Source organism: Gemmatimonadaceae bacterium (genome assembly GCA_036003045.1).
In the GTDB taxonomy this organism is placed as follows: domain Bacteria; phylum Gemmatimonadota; class Gemmatimonadetes; order Gemmatimonadales; family Gemmatimonadaceae; genus JAQBQB01.
In genome coordinates this window covers 43,365-64,716 of the sequence record DASYSS010000101.1, presented here as the reverse complement: position 1 = coordinate 64,716, position 21,352 = coordinate 43,365, and the positions used below count along the sequence as shown (strand labels likewise).

Here is a 21,352-nt window from a genome sequence, read left to right as displayed (position 1 = left end):
CGCGTGCGGTTCACGTTGGCCGACGAGCCGTTTGCCGGCCGCACCGGACGCGGAGTAACGGTCGCGCTCCTCGACAGTGGCGTGCACGGCGACCATCCCCACGTCGGCGGCGTTCGCGGGGGCACATCGTTTCTCGACGGCACGGACCCCGACGATTTCGTGGATCGCGTCGGGCATGGGACCGCCGTAGCGGCGGCGATCCGCGAGAAGAGTCCCGCGGTCGAGCTCATCGCGGCGCGAATCTTCGACCGGCAGCTCGCGACGAACATCGATGTCTTGGTGCGGTCGATTTGCTGGGCGGCGGACGAGGGCGCGCAGTTGATCAATCTGAGCCTCGGCACGACGAACCCGGCGCACGCCGAGAAGCTTGCGCCAGCCGTGAGCTACGCGGCGGAGCGCGGGTCGATGGTCGTCTCGGCGCGAGAATGGAACGGCGCGATGTGGCTGCCGGGGAGTCTCGCCGGGGTCGTCGGCGTGGTCGCGAACGCCGAGTTGGATCGAGACGAAATTGATGTGACGGAGATTGAGGTCGGGCTGTCGCAGTTCACCGCGGCGCCGTATCCAAGGCCGATTCCGAACGTGCCGCGCGAGCGGAATCTCTCGGGCGTTTCGTTCGCCGTCGCGAACGTCACCGGTTTTCTGGCGCGAGCGACCGAGGCGCGCGGCGATCCGTTCAGCGCGGCGAGAATCCCGTGACGTTGAACTTGGCGACGTCCACTGGAGCGAATTTCATCGTCCGAAGCGGCGTTCGCGCAGCGTAACGCTCCGACTCTCCATCGGTTGGTCCACAGCGCGCGCTACCGCGATGGTATAGGCACCGGGAGCCACGTGCCACTCTCCGAGCCCGTCGGCCCCGTCGAACCGCGCGAGTAGGCGCGCGTCGGCGACGATGGTCACGCGCCGCGATTCGCCCGGCTTCAACTCCACGCGTTGGAAGCCGAGCAACCGCGTACGCTTCTCACCCGCGGCGCTCGTCAGGTAGAGTTGCGGCACGTCGGCGCCGGCGCGGCTGCCGCTGTTCATCACCGTGAACGTCGCGGTGACCGTCGTGTCACCGACGAGTGCAAATCCCGTATATGCGAAGCTCGTGTAGCTGAGACCGTGGCCGAACGCGTAGAGCGGTATTTCGTTCGTCCTCGCATACCAGCGATAGCCGACGTCCGCGCCCTCTTCATATCGTATGGTGACCGGCGTCCCCCAGGGCGTGCCCAGCCCCGGGAGCTCGGGCCGCGGCGTCTGTGCGAGACTGACGGGGAACGTCATTGGCAATCGGCCGGACGGATTCACTTTTCCGGTCAACACCTCGGCGATCGCTTGTCCGCCGGCCTGGCCGGAATACCACGCCTCGACGATTGCCTTCACCTTGTTTCGCCAGGGCATCGACGCCGGGTTGCCGGTTTCGAGCACGACGATCGTGTTCGGATTCACCGAGGCGACCGAGTCGATGACAGCGTCCTGTCCCCAGGGGAGCGACAGATCGGGCAGATCGAATCCCTCGCCCTCGACGCGGATCCCGAAGGCGATGACGACGTCGGAACGTTTGGCGAGGAGCGCGGCCTCGGCGGGCGTCTGACCCGGATCGAATTCGAATTTCGCCTCGGGCATCAATCGCTTCAGCGCAGCGAGCGGCGACGAAGGCTGGAGATACAGATTGCGAGCGGCGCCAATTGTTCCCGTCCCGCCGATGGGGATCACCGCGGCGTAGCCGCCGACGGGCGACACGGCGCCCGAGCCGGTGCCGGTCGGGACACCGAGTTGGGCGTAGCCGCCGATCACGGCGACCTTGAGCGCCTTGTCGGTGGAGAGGGGAAGAGCGCCCCCTTCGTTCTTGAGCAGCACGATGCCCTGTCGTGCCGTTTCGAGCGCAATCTGGTTGTGCGTCGGCATGTTCACGTGCGGCGTCGTCGTCCACGTGTCGACGCCGACCGTGTAGATCGACTGCAAGATTCTCCGGGCCATGTCCGAGAGGCGTTCCTTAGGCAGCTTGCCGGCTCGGTACGCCGCGCGCAGCGAGTCCGTGAACCACTCCGCGCCCCACAGCTTCACGTCGGCTTGCACGCCGGACTCCTGGTCGAGCCCCGCGAGAGCGTACTCCCATCGCGGCGTGGCTCCCCAGTCCGACATCACGTAGCCCTTGTACTGCCATGCGTCCTTGAGCACGTCGGTGAGCAGGAAGCGATTTCCGCAGGCGTACACGCCGTTCAGCTTGTTGTCGCCGCACATGATCGCACCGGGGTGCGACCGCTCGATCGCGATCTGAAACGCAAGCAGGTCCGACTCGCGGAGCGCCGCCGGATCGATGACCGCGTTTTGCCAATGGCGGTTCGTTTCGTTGTCGTGCAGCGCGTAATGCTTGAGCGTCGAGATGACGCCCTCGTCTTGAATTCCCTCGACCGCGGCAGCGCCGAGGATCGCGCTCACGAGCGGATCCTCGGAGTAGTACTCGTAGTTCCGCTGGTTGCGCACGTCGCGGGTGAGATTGATTCCGCCGGCCAACAGAACGTTCATGCCGCGAATCCGCGCCTCGCGCGCGATCATCGCGCCGCCGTCGCGCGCGAGCTGCGGGTTGAAGCTCGCGCCGACGAGTATCGAGGCCGGGAGCGCGGTGGCGCCTTTGTCATCCGGACGATAGCCGGGGGGGGGGTTGGTGACGCCCATGCTCGCGTCGGTGCTCCGCAGCGCCGGCACACCGAGCCGCGGAATGCCCGGCGTGTATCCGGCGCTGTTCGGCACGGTCGGCGGGATGCGCTTGTCGCGCGGCGTGCCGTTCACGGGATTTGCGCCAAACACGCTGAAGAGGAGCGAGAAGCGCTCGTCGTCGGTCATCTTGGGTTCGGTTTCTTTGGCGCGCGCGCTGGCCGCGGCCGCTCGCTCTCGCGCCCGAGTATCGGCGACGGAACCGGCCGCGGTCCCGGTCGTTCGCCCACGGGTGGTCGTGGCCAAGCAGGCCATGAATGCGACGCACACGGCACACGCGGCAAGCGTACGCGAGCTCTGAGAGAAACCGTGCATCTGCTCTCCTCGAGAACGCAGAATGGCCTTGGTTGGAACCGGAAGACCCGGAAACGGGCGGCGGGGTCGCCCTGACCGCACTTGTGCAACCGATTCTTTGCCCTTCGGCCCCATGCGGCCATGCGACCTTCGGCCAAAGCGGCCGGCGCACCAGCTCGTCATCGGCGAAATCCCTCGCGCGGCGCGTGAAGTCCCCGCTATCTTCTTCGCCCATGGTCGCCGCGACACGATGATGTGGCTCGCCGACGCAGGCGAGATGGGACCGCTCGTGCAGCGCACCAATTGGTCCGCCACCGGACTTGGCGCGCTCGAGACATGGCCGGCTAGCCGCAAGACAGCTGTCGGCATCTGCCTTCGCTCATCGGTTCCCTCCGCGCTTTTTCTCGGCCCGGACCAGCGCCTGATCTACAACCAGCACTTCGTTCGCTTTTTACCGGGCGGGCAGCATCCGACGGCGCTCGGACGCGCCGGCCAGAGCGTGCGCGAAGGCATGGCGAACGGAGCGTTCGACTTCAGTCCGGTGATCGCCCCCGACGGGGATACCGTCGACGGGACGTTGTGCGTCTACAACGGAGCGCGGCCGTCTACGATGGACGACGCGCAGGAGCTACGCGCCGCGGTCGATCTCTTCAAGCTCGGGCGTTATCGGCAAGATCCGGTGACGCAGGCGATTCAGTGGGACACGCATCTGAAGGCCATGTGGGGGCTGGCGCCCGACGCGCCCGTGGACCTCGCGGTGTTCATCAGTGGTATCCATCCGGACGATCGGGCGAGCGTGCAGTCCGCGCTTGGCCAAAGCGTCGATCCGTCGGGCGACGGCGTGTGCGACATCGAATTCCGGGTCGTCGGCGTGCATGGCGGACCCGAGCGATGGGTTGCAACACGCGGCAAAACCGTGTTCGAAGGCGGACGGGTGGCGAGTTTTCACGGCGTGGTGCTGGACATTTCCAAGCGCAAGCGCGCCGAGCATACGAATCTCACGCTGATCGCCGAGTTGCAACACCGAACGCGCAACCTGCTCGCGGTGGTGGATGGTCTCGCCGAGCAGACGCTCGCATCGTCCGATTCGCTCGACGACTTCGGCGGTGCATTTCGACAACGTCTCGCGACGCTGTCGCGCGTGCAGGGGTTGTTGTCGCGCGGGGAGTCGACGCCGGTGACGATTCACGAGCTGGTCGCACTGGAGTTGCGCGCGCTGGGCGCCGAGCCCGACGGCGCCCGTGTCATCGTCGACGGCCCGGATGTACCGCTGCCGAACAGGTCGGTGCAGATCCTCGCGCTCGGACTGCACGAGCTGGCCACCAACGCGCGCAAGCACGGCGCGCTGCGGATGGCGTCGGCGACGGGTCGGTTGTGTGTGAGCTGGACTGTCGCGGCCAGCCCCGACGAGCGGCGTCTCGTGCTTCGTTGGGAGGAGACCGGCATCGCGCCGCGCGGCGCGCAAACCGAGCGGGCCGGACTTGGGCGAACCCTGATCGAAAAGGCGCTTCCTTATCAACTCGACGCGCGGACACGACTCGAGATCGAGGACGACGCCGTCCGTTGCGTCGTGTCCATCGCGCTGAATCCGGAGCCAACGTGAACGTGCATCTTCCAGCATTAGAGGGCCGTCATATTCTCGTCATCGAGGACGAGCACATCGTCGCCGAAGCGCTGTCGCGATGTCTGCGAACGTGCGGCGCCGAGATCATCGGGCCGGCGGCGACGGTGGAGCAGGCGCTGAAGCTGATCGAGTCGAACGCGCAAATCGACGGCGCGTTGCTCGACATCGATCTGCGCGGGGTCCGCGCCTACGCGGTCGCCGACGATCTGATCGCGAGGGGCGTGCCGTTCGTGTTCGCGACCGGATACGAGACGACGATTCCCGATCGCTACCGCCATGTGACGGTGATTCAGAAACCATTCGACGTCGCGGAAACGGCCGCCGCGCTGTTCCCCATGCTGTAAGGCGCCGGGCGCATCGGCTCGCCGCGTCGGTGCCGCGCCTCACACGCGCCGAATCGTGAGGCAATTGTGATCCATCGCACTCAAGTCCTGCGGGAAAAGTGCCGCTACTTCAAGCGTGCAACTCTGCCTACATGGACTCGTGATGGAGCCAACTATGATCCGACGTTGTGCGCTTTCCGCAGTTCTTTCGCTCTCGGCCGCGGTCGCGTCGCAACCAGTGCACGCGCAGGCCGTCGGCACGACGGGAACGACCGTGAACGGACGTGTCGTCGTGCAGGTGTTCGTGACGCTCTCCGACGATAAGACGATGTACCATCCGGTCGCCGGTCTGCCGCTCGGATTCACCCGCTCGGCGCGTGACACGGCGATCGCCGTCACGGACAAATCCGGCTCGGCCGTCGTGCTGCTTCCCCCAGGCCAGTACCGCGTCGTCTCGCTGATGCCGACGCAGTGGAAGGGGATGCGCTACTTGTGGAACATGCCGGTCATCGTCCGCGAAGACATGTCGGCGATCGACCTTCGCCGCGCCGACGCGATGGTGAGCCGCGCGGTGACCACCGTGACGACCGTTTCGGACGGCGAAACGGCACCAAGCATCGTCGACAAGGCGCCGGCCCCTGCTCCTGCGCCGGTGCGCTCAGCGCCGGCCCAACCAGCGCCCGCGCCGATGCCTGCTCCGGTGAAGTCGTCGGCTCCGGCCGCTGCGCAGGCTGACGCGCCGGTTGCGATCCCGGTCCCCGCTCCGACACCCGCGGCGCTCGCTCCGGTCATGGTGCCGGCGCGCGACTCGGTGGCGAAGGCCGAAACGTCGCGTCGTCCGGCGCCGGCGCGGTCTTCCTCGATGGAACGCTCGCGCTCGAAGGGTTTCTTCCTCGGACTCGGTGTGGAAGGCAGCGGCATCCAGACCAACGTCAGCGGCAGCACCGCGGAGTCAGGCGGGGGCGGTGGTCTCGTGCTCGGTTACGGCTTCAGCAAGCGTTGGTCGCTGTATACCGACGTGAGCGATGCGGTAATGAACGCCACGGGCGGCGGCACGTATTCGCTCGCGCACGCGGACCTCGGCGCCCGCATTCACTTCCGCAGCGGCGCGCACGCGCTCGTTCCGTTCCTCCAGGTGGGCGCGACGGGTCGCGCGGTGTCGACGACCGCTGGTGGTGTGACTTACACGGGCAGCGGCGGCGGGGCGACGCTCGGCTTGGGATTCAACGCGTACTTCACACGAGCCGCGGCGTTGTCGGCGGCCGCGAGCTGGTCGGTCGGCAACTTCGACAAGTTCCAGGTGGACAACGTCGTCGTCGGCGCTCCCGGCACGTCGGTGAATGCACAGACGGCGCGCGTGCACCTGGGTCTGGTGTGGTTCCCGTAGTTCGTTGGCGGTCACAGTCGAGGGGTGACGAAACGCCCGGAGCCGATTGCTCCGGGCGTTTCGTTTTCATCCGCCGGGGCCAGGACGATCAGATCTGGTCCAGCCCTCCCGAGAAAAAGTCCGCGACCACCCATCGCACGATCTGCTCGAGCTGGGGATCGCGAACGTTGCTCGACGCGGCGCCGGTGATCGCGACGGCCTCGACGATCACGTCTTCGACGCGCATGCCGTTGGCGCGCGCGTCCTCCACGAAGGTTCTCACGGCCGAGCGCGCGGCGTCATTCTGCTCGACGCCATCCCAAGAGCCCTGGGCAGTGACGTCGGCGAAGACCTGCCGGAGCGCGGCGGCGGCGACGCGTTCGTCCATCGGTGTCTTCGCGTGGCGGTCGGCGACGACCAAGATTAAGATCGGCCCAAAGACTATCGAGCAGCGCTCCTCACACAATCGCGGCGCGCTGGATTTACAGAGATGTAAGGCGACTTGCACATTCAGGAATGGAACACGGCGCAACGCTGATCACGACAATGGTTGCCGCGTTCGGTTTGGCGCTCGTTCTCGGCTACGCCGCGACGCGAGTCAAACTGCCGCCGCTCGTCGGCTACCTCGTCGCGGGTGTGCTGCTCGGGCCGGCAACGCCGGGACTCGTCGCCGACGTGAATCTCGCTCAGCAGTTGGCCGAGCTTGGCGTCATCCTGCTGATGTTCGGCGTCGGGCTGCATTTTTCGCTCGACGACCTCCTCTCGGTGCGGCGCATCGCGATCCCCGGCGCGCTGGGGCGGATCGTGTTCACGACGCTGCTCTGCATCGGGATCGGCCATCTGTGGGGATGGAGCGTCGGCGCGGGGCTCGTCTTCGGCTTGGAGCTCGCGGTCGCGAGCACGGTGGTCGTGCTGCGCACGCTCTCGGATCGCGGACTGCTCGCGACGATGACCGGGACGATTGCCGCCGGTTGGCTCGTCGTCGAAGACCTGGCGTTGGTCTTCGTGCTCGTCCTGCTTCCGCCGCTCGCCGGCCCGCTCGGCGGGACGCCGGCGCCCGGCGGCGTCGGCGCCACGGGATTGACGCTGACGCTGGGATGGGCGCTCGCGCGCGTCGCGCTGTTCGTCGTCTTCATGCTCGTCGTCGCGAGGCGCGCGATTCCGTGGCTGCTGTGGCGCATCGCGGGCGCCGGCTCTCGCGAGCTGTTCACGCTTGCGGTGGTGGTCGTTGGCGTCGGCGTGGCCTACGGCTCGGCAAGGCTGTTCGGCGTGTCGTTCGCGCTTGGCGCGTTCCTCGGCGGGATGGTGCTCGGCGAGTCGGCGCTCAGCCATCGCGCCGCCGAAGAGTCGCTTCCGCTGCGCGACGCGTTCGCGGTGCTTTTCTTCGTCTCCGTCGGCATGCTGTTCGATCCGTCCGTGCTGGTACAGGAACCGCTGCGCGTTCTGGTCGCGGTGAGCGTGGTCGTCGTCGTGAAATCGGTGATCGCGTTCGCGATCGTCGCCTGGTACCGATATCCGCTCGACATCGCGCTCACGGTGTCGGTCGCGCTGGCCCAGATCGGGGAGTTCTCGTTCATCTTGCTTTCCCTCGGCCGGTCGCTCGGGATTCTTCCGGCCGAGGCAGGGAATCTGGTCCTGGCGTCGGCGATCATCTCGATCGCGGTCAACCCGATTCTCTTCTTCGCCGTCGAGCCGCTGCGCCGGGTCGGCGAGCGATTGTCGGCGCGCGGATGGTTTCTGGAGCGCGTCGGGGATCAGCTCGCCCAGCTGCCGAACGAGATCCAGCCGGAGCGGCTGAATGCGCACGTCGTGCTGGTCGGGTACGGTCGAGTGGGGCGACGCATCGGAGAGGCGCTGCACGCGAACCATCGCACGTTCGTCGTCGCCGAGCAGAATCGCGAGATGGTCGAGCTGCTGCGGCGGAACGGGTTGCTCGCCGTTTCAGGAGACGCGTCCGAAGCGGCGGTCTTGATTCAGGCGCACGTGGCGCGCGCCAGCATGGTCGTCGTCGCGACGCCCGACAGCCCGCGCGCGCGCAAGATGGTGGACATCGCGCGCCGGTTGAATCCGCGCATCGAGACGATCGTGCGGACGCACAGTGACGAAGAGGCCGAATTGATGCGGCGCGAGAACGTCGACGCGGTTTTCATGGGCGAGCACGAGTTGGCGACGAGCATGATCGCGCGTGTGTTCCGGTCGCTGGTCGCCAACGACCCGCCGGATCAGGCCAGCGAACCCGTGCTCCACCGTTCGATCGACAGCGGGCCCGGTTAGGACCACGCCGCGTTACGCGACGAGTTGCCCGCAGCGGCTACACACATGTAGCGAACGCCACTTCTTGCGACGGGCATAGTACTCGTCGCTGTAGCGTCGCAGCCAGGTCATGAAGACGGTGAGCGTCACGAGGAAAACGGCCACGAACGCGAGCTGCCCGACACCCGGCCCGAAGCGGCGAAACACGTAGAACGCGCCGACAGAGAGCGGCAGAGCGACGAGCGCCGCGGGACGGAGAGCCGTTTTCCGGCGCGGCGGCTGTAGGCGGCGAACGATCTGCTGGTCGGTCATGCCGCCGACGCGAACCTCGACCGGCGCGTTCGGTACGTCCTCGAGACGCGCGGCGCTCTCGTAGTAGAGATCGGCGGCGCTCACGAAGGCCGAGGCGTTGCACTTGGGGCATCGCGCGTCGCGCAGCTCGTGGTGGTCGTCGGTGTCGAGCTTCGAGACCGCGTTTACGGCAGCGTGGAGCCACTCGAGTCGGTCGTCGCTCATCGGTCCAATGCGGTTCGTCGAAGTGGTCTGATCGCCAGAAAGTTAGCGATCGGGAACGAATCGGGGGGACGGGCGGCACGTGGGCACGTTCTTGCCCCTCTCGGCGGTAACCAACGTCAACACTATACCCTCATCGCGTCGGGATCGGCGGGAGGCGGGAATGGACGGAATACAGGCACGACTTTCGGACTCGCTCCAGCATCGCTGGACAGCGTTGTTGTGGCGAGGAATCATCGCGATCGCGATCGGGCTGCTCGTGTGGTCGAGACCGGGCATCTCGCTGAAGCTCTTGATACTCGCGTTCGGCCTCTGGGCGCTCGTCGACGGTCTCGTGAACTGTTGGCTCGCCTTCGAGGACCGGCCGGAAAAGTCGTGGGGATGGATGCTCCTCGATGGGATCATCGGCATCGTGATCGGCTTGATCGCGCTCGCCAGACCGGGAGCGACGGCGCTTGGACTGCTGTTTCTCATCGCGACCTGGGCGGTGCTCCGAGGGATTCTCGAGATCGTCGTCGCGATCTCGCTGCGCAAAGAGTTGGCGGGAGAATGGCGGCTGCTCCTCGCCGGTGCGCTCTCGATCGTGTTCGGCGCGATCGTCTTCGCGCGTCCAGGTGCGGGCTTGCTCGCCGTCATCTGGATCATCGGCTTCTATGCCGTGCTCTATGGCATCATGCTCGTGATGCTCGCGTTCAAGGCGAAGAACCTGGGCAAGGGCCTCGCGGCCGGCGTCTGACGCCAGGGCGAAACGCAACGTCATCGACCTCGGGTCATCTCAGGGTCTTGCGAAGATCCTCCAGAACCTGGTCGAGCGGATCGACGCGCACGAACCCGATCCGCGGGTACTCGAGGTCGAGGATGACGTAGGTCGAAATCGAGACGGCGGCGGCGACGCCGACGAGGTACGTCCAGTTGCGGGTCGGCGTGCTCGCGAAGGCGTAGCCGCCGAGTAGCGCAGCGGCCAGCGCGGTGAGACCGAGCATGAGGTAGATGACCTTGGGTGGATGGATGCGCCGGCCAAGCCGCTCGCGCTCCGCCGCCACGAACATGTCGCCGAGCCTGGGGAGCAGGACGAGCCGGGCGCGCTCGCCACTCGGAATCGTGACCACCGCGACCGCCTGTTTCCACGCCGCGTGGCGCGCCGCGGTGACGGCCGCGGGTTCGATGAACTTGTCCCCGCGCTCCTCGTCCGACGTGTCCACCGCATAGACCGCGTCGAGGTACCGCATAAAGCCGGCGCGGACGGGCGGCTGCGCCTCCGGCGGGAGCACGTCGACGGCTTCCCACGCGACGGCGATCGCGTGCACTTCGTCGCCGATGCGCTCGCGGCGCATGTCGAACCGGTCGGCGGCGTGCGAAAAGGTGAACCCGATGAGTAGCCCGAGGAGCGCATAGACGATTCCGTCGACGAGGCCGACTCCGGAACGCGCGTTCGCCCCGTGCTTCGCCGACTCGCGGAGACCCAGACGGCGCCCCGCCTCGAGAAGAAGCAGCATCCCGAGGAAGAGCGCGACGACGAGCGTCGACGTGACGGCGAGAAACCAGACGTGTGACACGTGAGGAGGGCGCGCCCCGTCAGCGTGGACGCGCCCTCTCCATCGATGGGTGAGCCGCCGACGCTCAGCGTTTCTTCGCGATCGTGTTGTGGGCCTGGCTGATGAACGGATTGCCGCGCAGCGCCGTCGAGATCTCGGTGATCGCTTTCTGTCCGCGTACGCTGTTGCCGGCCGAATCGAGCGGCGGCGAGACGACGGCGATGCCGAACCGGTCGGGCGAGACGGCGATCAAGCCGCCGCCGACGCCGCTCTTCGCGGGAAGCCCGGTGGCGTACAGCCACTCGCCCGAGTTGTCATACAACCCGGCGGTCGCCATCACCGCGAGAATCCCGGGCACGTGCCGAGCATCGACCACCTGCCGGCCGGTGACCGGGTTCATGCCGCCGTTGGCGAGCGTCGCGGCCATGGCGGCGAGATCCTTCGCATTGACGTTCACCGAGCACTGACGCGTGTAGAGGTCCACCGCCTGCGCCCAATTCGCCGAAATGTGGCCGTACGCGTACATCAGCGCGCCGATCGCCTGGTTTCGCTGATTCGTCGCCGCCTCGGACTTGTACACTTCCTGGTTGACGGTCAGCTGTCGGCCGGCGAACTCGTTCAGGGTGTTCATGATGTTCGACCAGACGGCGTCCGCGCTGCCGCCGCCGATCATGCTCGTCGTCGTGATCGCGCCCGCGTTGACGAGCGGATTCATTTCGTGCCCCTTGTCCTTCTCGATGGCCACGATCGAATTGAACGCCTGTCCGGTGGCGTCGACGCCCGTGTTCTTCTCGATCGCGGTCTCGCCGGAATCCTGGATCACGCGAGCCATCGTGAACACCTTCGACACCGACTGAATCGAGACTTCGCTCGTGATGTCGCCCGCGGTGTAGACCTGGCCGTCCGGCGTGATCAGCGCGATGCCGAACAGGTTGGGATTGACTTTGGCCAGCGCGGGGATGTAATCCGCGTTCTTGCCTTCATTCAAATTCTTGTATTTCTCGTAGGCGGCGGTCACGATGCGCTGGTAGTCGGGCGCGCTCTGAGCCGCGACGAGCCTCGGCGATGCGGCGGCGAGCATCGTGAGCGTGGCCAAGGTGCCGAGCGTGGCAACGCGCCGGATCCCGGCGCGGTCGTGCTGCGTGACCGCGGTCATTTGCTGCCCCCAAAGGTTTGCGAGAAGGAATACTTGGCTGAGAACTGGAGCCGGTAGTCGTTGAACGTGAAGCCGTCGCTGTGGTTCTGCCGGTATCCCCACTGGAACTCACCGCCCATCAAGATGTCCTTCACGGGCGTCCAGAGGAGATTGGCGCTGGCGTATTGTCCGATCCGGAACGCTTCGGGCAATTGGAGATCGCTGTTTTGAATGTCCACGCGCGAGTAGCCGATCGAGCTCGTGAACTTGCTGTTCCACGTGTGGTCCAGATACAGCGCCAGGCCGAAGTCGGGGAGCGCCTTGCCGGTGACCGGCCTGAGGGGGTCGTCGAAATTGGTTCGCGCGCCGATGTCCACGGGTGCGTCGTTGAAATAGTTCTCGACGCCCGCGCCGTACACGACTTGTGCGTGGATCAGGTCTCTCGTACTGGGCTTGTAGCCGCCGCTGAGCGACACGCCCCATCCGAAGGTCCCGCTGCTCAGATCGAACGCGTCGGTGGTGAGCACGTCATCCCATTTGAACCAACGGAGCATTCCGGCGACCTTGCCGTACCCCCATTTCGCGCCATAGCGGAACGTGCCCGAGATGTCGGGAAGCGGGAAACGGGCGATGATGTTCTGCAGTTCTTCACGGTCCGCCACGCGTCCGGCGTCGCCGCTCGCGCCCGGGCGTTCCAGCGCGAAGATGGCGCGCGTGCCGTCCGGCCTATCGACGGGCTCCCAGAACACCTGCACGTTCCGGAAGAAGAGCATCCCGTTGGGCCCCCAGTACTCGAGGATGTTCGGAAACACGTCGAGGTCCATGAAGGGACTTTCGAGTTGCCCGGCTCCGAATTTTCCCCATCGTCCGTACATGTGTCGCGGCCGAATCGTCGTCTGGCCGGCGTCGATGCCGACGCCGAAGAGATCCCAGTCGAACACGACCGTGATGTCGGGGCCGTGGGACGTCGGAATCGTCGCCTTGGTGCCGAATCGCGACTGGCGCGCGCTCAACCAGGTGTGCCCATTGTGCCCGAACTCGTCGTCGAACGCGGGCAGCTTCGACGGCCGGTTCACGTCGAACCAGTCGGGGTTGTTCGTCTTGAAGTCGAAGATCACGTCGGCCATGGCAAAGCCGTAGATCTCGATCTTGACCGATGTGTCGCGCTGCGCGGTGCTTGCGCGCGCATCGGCGACGAGGAGCAGCGCCGCGAACCCGAGAGTCCGTCGCCCGAACTTACTTCCGATGGAAATTCCCATGGAGCTCACCCTTGGTGTAGAGTTGCTGCCACGACGCCGCTAGCGAGCGTGCGCCGCTTCCCACGCGCGGACCTTGCGTCGCGCCGCGTCGAACAGTCGTGCGTAGTTGCCGACCCGCACCTTGGATCGCGCCTCGGGCGTCAGCGCGGCCCACAGCGGCCGGTAGAGTTCATCGGTCGTCAGATACGCCTTGGCGGTCTTGGGCGCGACGGCGTCGGTGCCAAACAGAAATCGATCGGGGAACCGGTTGATCAAATCCGCCGTCACCCGGACCGCCTCCGGGGAGGCGACGAGGTATTGCGCGACGACGTCCCACGAGATGTCGAAATAGAGATTCGAGAACGCGGGATCCGAGAGCATCGACGCGACGATCGCCGCATGCCCCTGCACCGGGCGCACGACGCGGCCGAGGCCGGTGTGCGCCCAGATGATCGTCGTGTTCGGGTGGCGCTTGATGAGCGCCTTCATGGCGTCCAGGTACGCCGGCTTCGACGTGTCGGCGGCAAACGGGACGTCCATGTCCTCGTGGATGATCGAGAGAAGGCCGACCTCTCCCGCGAAGCGCAGAATGCTGTCCAACGCGGGGTCGAGCAGGCTCGCCGGTCCCGGGCGTACCGCGTCGGACACGAATTCCTTGTGGATCGTGAACTCACCGATCCCGGTGAAAACGCCCGGAAACGCGAGGAGGACTCGCCGAATGTGGTCCGGCGCGTACATGTCGCCCGGATTGAACCCGGTGATCATCGGGTCGAATCGCGCTTGTTCCGCCGGCGACAGCGATCGGTACTCCATCGCGATGTTCGCGTCGACGTACGAGTAGTAGTAGAGCGGCGCGTCGGAGTGGAGGTAGTAGGTCGGCGCGACCTCACCGGTGACGGCATCGAGCCATTCTTGCTGCAACGGAATGCCAAAGACGGCGACTCGGCCGATGCTGTCGCCGAGCAGCGGAAGAAACTGCTTCAGCGTCGGACCGCGCTGGATGTAGTTCGTCAGGTGGAAGTGCGCGTCGGTGAGTACCACGCGGCTCGGCTGAATTCCCTGGCCGGCCAGGACCTGTGCCCCTCCTGTCAGGAGCAGGGCGGCCAGGAGGCGGCGAATCGACGCGTGGACCGGCATTGTCGGCGAGCGAAGCAGGGTTTGAGCGCTCGCAAGGTCGGCGCGCGGTAGGCCGTCAGCCCATTGGCATTTGGGTGTACCAGCGGTCGCGACCGGGGGATTGCCCGAGACGCTTTGCGCGCCGTTCATCGCGACGCGGCACTGACGTTGCGTTGGTGCTTCGTTTCAAATGACCCACACCAACGCCAGCAGCAAGCGGCGTCGCCTGGGCATCGCGTCTTTCGCGGTGCTCGCGATCGCGACCGCCGTCCCTTGTCGCGCGTCCGCACAAGCGCGCATTGGAAATCACACGCGCCTCGAGCGTTTCGGAATCGACCTCGGGTACGGTGTGCTCATGGGCCTGGCCTTCGCGGGGGTCGACCAAGCGCGCAACGATCCGCCCGAGTGGGGCGGGGGGGGAAAGGGCTACGCGCGCCGCGCGGCGTCGAACGTCGGGCAGTTCGTCATCCAAGAAAGTGTGACGGAAGGTCTCGCCGCGATCATGAACCGGCCGCTCGACTACCAGCACTGCAAGTGCACCAACAAGGGAGCGCGGATCCGTCACGCGTTCGCCGGCGCCGTCATGGATCAGATGCCCGACGGGAGTTACAAGCTCGCCGTGCCCCGCATAACGGGGGCATACGTCGGTTCGTTTGCCCAGGCGGCGTGGCGGCCGCACGGAAACAACAACTGGGCCCAGATCGGGCTCGGCAGGGGCACCGCGTCGATCGCCGTCGGCGGGTTCATCAACCTATTTCACGAATTCGTGAAATAGCGAACCCGCTCAGAACAGAATGTCGGTGCCGACGGAGATGATCGTTCCCGTGACGCCGGCGAGATAATAACCGAAGCTCGAGCTGGCCGGACATTGGTTGATGTGCGTGGCGCGCACATCGAGTCGCCAACTTCGCGTGTGCGACGGGTAGTACCCGACTCCGCCGCCGGCTTCCCACGGATATCGGCGGAACTGGTCGTGCACATACCCGCCGAGAGCGTACACGTTCAGGGTCTGTGGGATCGCCATGTACCCGGCCTGCGCCATGAAGCCGCGGTCGAAGATGGAGGTGAGAGGCAGGGGGCCGTTGGCCACGAAGTCGCTCAGCGTGCGCCAGTAGTACTCACCCTGGAATGAGAAGCCGCGGTACTTGACGCCGGCATCCGTCGCCACCTCCCGATACGATAGCGTGGAAACGGTCACGGAATCCGCCAGCGCATTCACGGCGAACGGGTTGATCCCGTCCGACAACTTGATCTGCGTGTTGAGCGGTGGATCGGCGATCGGTGCGTAGCGCCCCTCCCGACTCTGCGAGCCGTTGAATCCGAACTGGGTCGCGACGTGCGTGTGGTACTCGAAGTCGCCGAAGCCCCCCCGCGGTCCGAACTCACCCGTCGTCGGTCGCCAGCGCAGTTGGCCGCCGAAGAGCATGTTGCGGGTGTCTGCCGACTGAGGCACGCCCAGCTCGCTGATGTTGTTGTTCATCGTCAGCGTATACGCGAGGCGCGGCAAGATCTCGCCGGTCGCGAAGAGCCCCGATGAGAAGCCGCCGCGAAAGAACTCTTCGGCCATCGTGCGATCCGACCCGGCCCAGAAGGGCCACGACCCGTTCATCGACCGGGCGGTCGTGCTCGGCGCGATGCCGATCCCGAGCGTGAGCTGTTTCGCCGCGGTGTATTGGAGATTCCCGAAGAGAAGTGTTTGCTGAGTCGTCGGCAGCGACCAGAGCGTGATGTTGTAGCGAAATCGCGGGTCGTAGAAAAACCCCGTCAGCCACACGAGCGTGCGGTGCCAGTTGAGGTAGTTCGATGTATTGATCGTGTCGAGGTTGCCTAGGTGATCCCTGAAGGTTTGATCGCCCGGCACCTGGTTCAGATAGCGAAACAGCCCGTACACGCTGATGTTCAGACTGCCGAACGACGTCTTGACGATGTCGAAGCCCGCCGACGGGGTGAACTCGCCGGCGATCGTGTTCGGGAATCGCATTGACGTGTCGGGGCGCTGCGGTCTTGGATCGGCGTCTTGCGCCGCGGTCTTTCGAGGAAGGGCCGCGGAGGCGAACGCGAGCGTGATGAGGGAAGCAGCAGTGAAGCACGCCCGTCGGTACGGTCGAAGCATCGCGTCCTCGTGTCGGGTGAACGGCCCCCCAAACCCCGAGCGCGCATGATCGACGTTGGCACTACGACGTACATATGCGACTTTCGGCCAAGTCCGACGAGTCCGCGACTACGAGTCCGCGACTACCTCGAGCTACGCCGGCTGCCCGACGGACAGTCGAGAAGACGTACTCGGCACGAGCGCGAGCGCCTCGTCGAGCGCGCCGATGACGGCCGCCGCGTCGAGGTCGGCCAGCGAATGTTCGGTCGGACCGAACACGTTCACGCTCGGCGTGCGGTACGGCACCCACATCTCGTACTCGTCGCGCCTCCGAAGCAAGGCGAGCGTCGGACGCGCGAACGCCGAGGCGATGTGCGTCACGCCGGTGTCCGGCGTGACGACCAGGTCCGATTCCGCAACCAGCGCGAACAACTCGCGCAGCCGCGGGATCACCGCGAGACCGCCGATGAGGTCCGCCAGCCCCGTCGCGCTTGCGCGGTCCTCCTCCAACGCGACGATGATGACGCGCGCATCGGGCCGGCGAGCGCGGAGCGCCGTCAGGGTCGCCGCGAAATGGTCGTCGGGCCAGCGCCGGCACGTCTGCCCGGCCGAAATGTTGACCAGAACGCGTGGGCCGTCGCCGGGCGCGGCGTCCCAGTGAGCGTTCGCCTCCTCGCGCTCGAAATCCGTGGCGGCGAGCGTCGGGCGCCAGTCGGCGTCCGGCCCGCGAATGCCGAATGGCTCGGCCAGACGGGCGAGATGATCGACGTGATGCTCGCGATGGATGTCGGCCGGCGGGGCGACGGGAATATTGTACACGCGGTCATGCGGCCGCCCCGCGCTGCCGATGCGCGCCGGGGCCCGCGACGCGAGCATGAGCAACGTCGTATATGAATTGACGGATGGGCGAACGACGAGGCCGTCGATGACCGCGTCATAGCGCCGCGACGCGAGGCGGGCGAACAGGGCGGGGTAGTCGCGCCAGCGGCGCCGTTCGTGGACCACCACGTCGCCGACGAACGGCAGATGCTCGAGTACCGGCGCGTTCGTCGGCGTCGTGAGCACGTCGATCGTCATACGGGGGTACGCCGCCGAGAGCGCCCGCAGGAGACCGGTGCACAGCACCATGTCGCCGACGCGGTCGTAGCGAATGAACAGGACGCGCGACGGATGGAGGTGCCAGCTGTCGGGGGCGATGACTCCTCCCTCGTCCACCGACAGCAGCACCACCATCACGCGGAGCCAGGCCTCGTGCACCGCGGCCTCGAGCGCGCGCACCTTCCGCGGCACGAATCGCGTCAAAGCATTGGGGCGCGATGCGTCGGCCATAGGGAACCGTCCCAGAATACGCCGCGGAAACCCGCCGGCGGACTAAGAAAGCGCTAAGTATCACCGTGCGGATGTAGAGATCTTAAAGCGAGAGGGGACGTGTGTCAGGACCCATCCAGACATCGGACGTGACGCTGGTCACCAGGGTGCGATCGTTCATCGCCGCGCGGTTCGCGCGCGGCGAATACCTCGGTCTGCACCTCACGGTGGGATTTCTCATCACCGTGGGCGCGCTGTTGCTGTTCGGGTCCATCACCAGGCAAGTCGTCGACGACCGGTCCATCACCGCGTTCGACTTGACGGTTCACACCTGGATGCGCGCGCACGCGACTCCGCTCGGAGACCGGGTCGCGCTTACGATTTCCTTCATCGGTGGTCCGATCACCATGACGATCCTTGCCCTCGTCGTCGCGATGATCGCGGCGCGCATGGGCGCGTGGCTCACGCTGTGGGTCTGGCTCGCGGCGTTCATCGTCGGAGCGCTTCTCGACTGGATGCTGAAGAACATCATCCGTCGGCCCCGCCCGATCGGCGCGGAGCGCTTTCTCCACGGCGTCACCTTCAGCTATCCAAGCGGCCACTCGATGGGATCACTCATCGGCCTCTCGATGCTCGCGTACGTCCTCATAAAGCTCTGGCCGCCCGCGCGCGCGCACCGAGTGACCGTGGTGGCGGTCGCCGTCATTCTCGTGCTCCTCGTCGGCTGGTCGCGCCTGTACCTCGGTGTCCATTACCTCAGCGACGTGATCGCGGGCTTCGCGGTGGGAATCGTATGGGTCACCGTGTGCATGACGGGGATGGAGCTGGCGACACGGCCGAGAGAAAGGGCCGCGGCCTAAACGAGATCGCGACGCCGAGAGTGCGTCCCAGTCACAGATCTCGTTTCATGCGCGGCGGTTTGCTCATCATCACTCCTGCCGGTAGCGCCAAGGCCCGGGCTACTCGTAGCGGAGCGCTTCGATCGGATCGAGCACCGCTGCCCGTCGCGCGGGCCAGACGCCGAAAATGATCCCGACACCCGCGGCGAACGCGAACGCGATGGCGAGCGCGGGGACGTCGACCGACGTCTGCCAACCGAACGATTGAGACAGCACGATCGAGGCACCCGCGCCGAATGCGATGCCGAGCAGCCCGCCGGCGATGCACAGGACGACGGCTTCGACCAGAAACTGCAGCAGGATGTTCCTGCGCGTCGCGCCGAGCGCCTTTCGAATGCCGATCTCGCGCGTCCGTTCGGTGACCGAGACGAGCATGATGTTCATGATGCCGATGCCGCCGACCAAAAGACTCACGGCGGCGATGCCGGCGAGCAGTGTCGTGAACGTCGCGGTCGTTTCGCTGAGCGTGTTGAGCACGTCGGCCTGATTGCGAATGCTGAAATCGTCCGGACGGTTGGCCGTCAGTCGGTGCGAGCGGCGCAGCGCCGATTGAATCTGTCCCATCGCGACCGTGACCGACTCGGGCGTGACGACGCGCGCCCAGATGTCGTTGATGCGATCGGTTCCGAAAATGCCGAAGCGGCCGGTGAGGAAGGGAATGAGAATCTGCTCGTCGTTGTCGCCGAAACCCGTCGTTCCCTTGCGCGCCAGCACGCCGATGACCTTGAACTGCCGCCCCGAAATGCGAATCGTCTCGCCGATGATCGCCTGCGGCTCGACGACGTCGAGCAGCGGCAACACGTCGGCGCCGAGCACGGCGACGCGCTGGCGCCCCTGGTTGTCGGCGGAGGTGAACATCGCTCCCTCGCCGAGCGCGAAGCCGCGCACGTCGAGAAAGTTCGGCGTCGTGCCCGTGACCTGAACGTTCGTGTTCTTGCTCTTCCACACGATCTGAAGATTGCGGTCCTGCTGGGGGGTCACGCCGACGACGCTCAGCGCGTGCGCCTCGATCGACTTGACATCGTCGTAGGTGAGCTTGGTGGTCGTGTTCGTGCCGATGCCGGCTTGCATCACCCGTTGCGGGTTGATCTGGAGCGTCGTGGTCCCGAGGCGCGCTATGCGGTCCTTCACGGCGCCCGCCGCGCCGTTGCCAAGCGCGATCATGGCGATGACCGCCGCGACGCCGATGATGATCCCGAGCATCGTGAGCAGCGACCGCATCGCGTTCGAGCGGAGCGACGCCAACGCCGTGCGAATGACTTCGCTGATCAGCATGGACGGTCCGCCGCAATGAATGCGGCCGGGGGTCGGCGAGCGGGGAGCACGGTGGTGGGCGGTGGGTGAAGAACGCGGCCGTACTAAACGCTAACTGACTGCGCCTGTCCAGAAGCTGATATTTGAGCTAGCCTTCGCTCGCAGCCTGAGGAGAACCATATGTCATCAAGATCCGAAGCGAACGCCACGCCGCCTTCGTCATCCCTGGTATCGCGCCGTGCCTGGATCGGCTCGACCGTCGCGTCGGTGATGGGGCTCGTCGCCGTGACCCGAAGCCTGGCGTCGGCCGCTGACGCCGCGCCGACCGGGATACTCGTCTATGCGAGCCCCGATTGCCAATGCTGTCGGGCGTGGATCAAGCATCTCGAGGCGAATGGGTTCGCTCCCGCCGCCCAATTCGTCAACGACGTGACGCCGATCAAGCGCAAGCGTGGCGTGCCCGAGAAGCTCTGGTCATGTCACACGGCGATCCTCGGCGCCTACACGATCGAAGGACACGTCCCCGCCGATTTGATTCGCAAGATGGTCGACACGCGATTGCCGCTTGCCGGCTTGGCCGCGCCTGGCATGCCGAACGGCGCGCCGGGAATGGAAGGGCCGGTGAAAGATCGATACGAGGTGGTGTCGTTCACGCGTGATGGCAGGACCAAAGTCTTCGCCGTCCGGTGACGCCGATATGGCTCCCGGCCCGAGGAATCGGCGCGATTAGCGGTTAGAACGCGCGACGCCAGCCGACGCGCGCACCGTCGACGCCGGGCGCGAAATAGAAACTTCCGTCCTCGTCGTGCTCCGCGCTTCGCCGCGCGGACGCATTTTCCGTCCGACGCAGCGATCGCAGAGCAACCTCTCTCCCGACGGCATAGCCGAGGAACGCGCCGACGACTTGGTCGGAGGCCCAGTGGCGGCGGTCAAGGGTTCGGGCCATGGCGACGGCGCCGACCGCGGCCCAGGGCGCGACAGCGAAGGGTCCGAGCTTGTAGCGGCTGACGAAAAAGCCCACACACGACGTGATGTTGCTGACGTGCCCACCGGGCAACGCGTGCCGTCCCCAGTCGCCGGTGCCGGGAACCGTGAAGTGGTACTGATCGCCCTGCGTTGCCGGCGGCGGCTGCACGCCGCGTCCGCTGTCGGGCCGCGTACGAGAGACGAGCGGGTAGACGACGAAATCGCGCACCGCCGTCGCCGCACCGTACGACGTCGCACAGCCGGAAATTCCCTCGAGCATCCCATCGCTCTTCGTGATGAGCGCGACACCCAACGCTCCGATCGCGAACGGTGCGACGGTGCGCCCCGAGAATGCATCGCCGCCTTCTCGAAACGGTCGCAAGAAATGCCACGTGCCGTCGTCGCGTTGACCGACCGCCCACCGGTCAATGTTGTCGTCGAACGGCGACACCGCGGCCGCAACTCCGACGACGCCGACGGCAGTCAGCCAGTCTCGGCCGCCACCGTGAAGTGGCGCGGTCCACACCGCCCAGGCATCGCCTGCCGACGTGCGCGCGTGATCGATGACCAATCGGCCGATGGACTGCGCGCTGACTCTTTGCGCTGCGACACAAACGAACGCCACGAGCGTCGCCACGCGAGGCGCGGCGCGCAGACGGGAAACGAGCTCCATGCCCTCGATGTCCTACGATGCGATGCGCTTTGCAGGGCAAGACGCAGGCCTGAGCCCGTATCGCAC

At 66.1% G+C, this 21,352-nt stretch carries 20 protein-coding genes; 9 read left to right on the top strand and 11 right to left on the bottom strand.

Translation table 11 applies throughout. The features are described from left to right. Positions 1 to 3 precede the first annotated feature (3 nt). Positions 4 to 696 carry a S8 family serine peptidase gene (locus VGQ44_22300; protein HEV8449571.1) on the top strand — a complete coding sequence of 231 codons (693 nt, stop codon included), beginning with the start codon at positions 4 to 6 and terminating at the stop codon, positions 694 to 696. Between the two features lie 33 nt (positions 697 to 729). On the opposite strand, the gene VGQ44_22295 is transcribed toward VGQ44_22300, so the two are convergent. Continuing rightward, the gene (locus VGQ44_22295) at positions 730 to 3,012 is read right to left on the bottom strand and encodes a beta-glucosidase (GenBank protein ID HEV8449570.1); all 2,283 of its coding nucleotides are present in this window, start codon (positions 3,010 to 3,012) and stop codon (positions 730 to 732) included. A gap of 112 nt (positions 3,013 to 3,124) precedes the next feature. Here VGQ44_22295 and VGQ44_22290 point away from each other — a divergent pair, with 112 nt between their 5' ends. The 3 genes from VGQ44_22290 (at position 3,125) to VGQ44_22280 (ending at position 6,325) form a co-directional block, all read left to right on the top strand. Beyond that, positions 3,125 to 4,594, top strand: a complete 1,470-nt coding sequence (locus VGQ44_22290) for an HWE histidine kinase domain-containing protein (GenBank protein HEV8449569.1) — start codon at positions 3,125 to 3,127, stop codon at positions 4,592 to 4,594. After that, on the top strand, positions 4,591 to 4,959 hold the full coding sequence (locus VGQ44_22285; GenBank protein HEV8449568.1) for a response regulator: 369 nt from the start codon (positions 4,591 to 4,593) through the stop codon (positions 4,957 to 4,959). Before VGQ44_22290 ends, VGQ44_22285 begins: the two co-directional genes overlap by 4 nt. A gap of 154 nt (positions 4,960 to 5,113) precedes the next feature. Continuing rightward, a complete protein-coding gene (locus VGQ44_22280) occupies positions 5,114 to 6,325 on the top strand; it encodes an outer membrane beta-barrel protein (protein HEV8449567.1) in 1,212 nt (403 codons plus the stop codon). Between the two features lie 88 nt (positions 6,326 to 6,413). Here VGQ44_22280 and VGQ44_22275 read toward each other — a convergent pair whose 3' ends face one another. Beyond that, positions 6,414 to 6,692, bottom strand: a complete 279-nt coding sequence (locus VGQ44_22275) for a hypothetical protein (GenBank protein ID HEV8449566.1) — start codon at positions 6,690 to 6,692, stop codon at positions 6,414 to 6,416. 128 nt (positions 6,693 to 6,820) lie between these two features. Between VGQ44_22275 and VGQ44_22270 the strand changes: the two genes are divergently transcribed. Further along, complete coding sequence (locus tag VGQ44_22270; protein ID HEV8449565.1) at positions 6,821 to 8,578, top strand: cation:proton antiporter; 1,758 nt, start codon at positions 6,821 to 6,823, stop codon at positions 8,576 to 8,578. A gap of 12 nt (positions 8,579 to 8,590) precedes the next feature. On the opposite strand, the gene VGQ44_22265 is transcribed toward VGQ44_22270, so the two are convergent. Then, complete coding sequence (locus VGQ44_22265; protein HEV8449564.1) at positions 8,591 to 9,073, bottom strand: hypothetical protein; 483 nt, start codon at positions 9,071 to 9,073, stop codon at positions 8,591 to 8,593. A gap of 160 nt (positions 9,074 to 9,233) precedes the next feature. On the opposite strand from VGQ44_22265, the gene VGQ44_22260 reads away from it, so the two are divergent. Further along, the gene (locus VGQ44_22260; GenBank protein ID HEV8449563.1) at positions 9,234 to 9,806 is read left to right on the top strand and encodes a DUF308 domain-containing protein; all 573 of its coding nucleotides are present in this window, start codon (positions 9,234 to 9,236) and stop codon (positions 9,804 to 9,806) included. A gap of 34 nt (positions 9,807 to 9,840) precedes the next feature. On the opposite strand, the gene VGQ44_22255 is transcribed toward VGQ44_22260, so the two are convergent. From VGQ44_22255 to VGQ44_22240, 4 genes are all read right to left on the bottom strand, one after another. Beyond that, complete coding sequence (locus VGQ44_22255) at positions 9,841 to 10,626, bottom strand: hypothetical protein (GenBank protein HEV8449562.1); 786 nt, start codon at positions 10,624 to 10,626, stop codon at positions 9,841 to 9,843. Positions 10,627 to 10,690: 64 nt separating this feature from the next. Then, on the bottom strand, positions 10,691 to 11,761 hold the full coding sequence (glsA, locus tag VGQ44_22250; GenBank protein ID HEV8449561.1) for a glutaminase A: 1,071 nt from the start codon (positions 11,759 to 11,761) through the stop codon (positions 10,691 to 10,693). Further along, a complete protein-coding gene (locus tag VGQ44_22245) occupies positions 11,758 to 12,999 on the bottom strand; it encodes a DcaP family trimeric outer membrane transporter (GenBank protein HEV8449560.1) in 1,242 nt (413 codons plus the stop codon). The genes glsA and VGQ44_22245 overlap by 4 nt, the downstream gene beginning before the upstream one ends. A gap of 39 nt (positions 13,000 to 13,038) precedes the next feature. After that, a complete protein-coding gene (locus VGQ44_22240; GenBank protein HEV8449559.1) occupies positions 13,039 to 14,115 on the bottom strand; it encodes an amidohydrolase family protein in 1,077 nt (358 codons plus the stop codon). A gap of 169 nt (positions 14,116 to 14,284) precedes the next feature. Here VGQ44_22240 and VGQ44_22235 point away from each other — a divergent pair, with 169 nt between their 5' ends. Further along, complete coding sequence (locus VGQ44_22235) at positions 14,285 to 14,869, top strand: hypothetical protein (GenBank protein ID HEV8449558.1); 585 nt, start codon at positions 14,285 to 14,287, stop codon at positions 14,867 to 14,869. A 9-nt stretch (positions 14,870 to 14,878) separates the two neighbouring features. Here VGQ44_22235 and VGQ44_22230 read toward each other — a convergent pair whose 3' ends face one another. Beyond that, positions 14,879 to 16,207, bottom strand: a complete 1,329-nt coding sequence (locus VGQ44_22230) for a hypothetical protein (GenBank protein HEV8449557.1) — start codon at positions 16,205 to 16,207, stop codon at positions 14,879 to 14,881. 132 nt (positions 16,208 to 16,339) lie between these two features. After that, on the bottom strand, positions 16,340 to 17,515 hold the full coding sequence (locus VGQ44_22225; GenBank protein HEV8449556.1) for a glycosyltransferase family 9 protein: 1,176 nt from the start codon (positions 17,513 to 17,515) through the stop codon (positions 16,340 to 16,342). A 101-nt stretch (positions 17,516 to 17,616) separates the two neighbouring features. Between VGQ44_22225 and VGQ44_22220 the strand changes: the two genes are divergently transcribed. Beyond that, on the top strand, positions 17,617 to 18,354 hold the full coding sequence (locus VGQ44_22220; GenBank protein HEV8449555.1) for a phosphatase PAP2 family protein: 738 nt from the start codon (positions 17,617 to 17,619) through the stop codon (positions 18,352 to 18,354). A gap of 99 nt (positions 18,355 to 18,453) precedes the next feature. Here the strand turns inward: VGQ44_22220 and VGQ44_22215 are convergent, their stop codons facing one another. Further along, the gene (locus VGQ44_22215; protein ID HEV8449554.1) at positions 18,454 to 19,668 is read right to left on the bottom strand and encodes an ABC transporter permease; all 1,215 of its coding nucleotides are present in this window, start codon (positions 19,666 to 19,668) and stop codon (positions 18,454 to 18,456) included. 159 nt (positions 19,669 to 19,827) lie between these two features. On the opposite strand from VGQ44_22215, the gene VGQ44_22210 reads away from it, so the two are divergent. Further along, the gene (locus tag VGQ44_22210; GenBank protein ID HEV8449553.1) at positions 19,828 to 20,337 is read left to right on the top strand and encodes a DUF411 domain-containing protein; all 510 of its coding nucleotides are present in this window, start codon (positions 19,828 to 19,830) and stop codon (positions 20,335 to 20,337) included. A 43-nt stretch (positions 20,338 to 20,380) separates the two neighbouring features. On the opposite strand, the gene VGQ44_22205 is transcribed toward VGQ44_22210, so the two are convergent. Then, a complete protein-coding gene (locus VGQ44_22205) occupies positions 20,381 to 21,286 on the bottom strand; it encodes a phosphatase PAP2 family protein (GenBank protein HEV8449552.1) in 906 nt (301 codons plus the stop codon). Between the last annotated feature and the right edge of the window lie 66 nt (positions 21,287 to 21,352).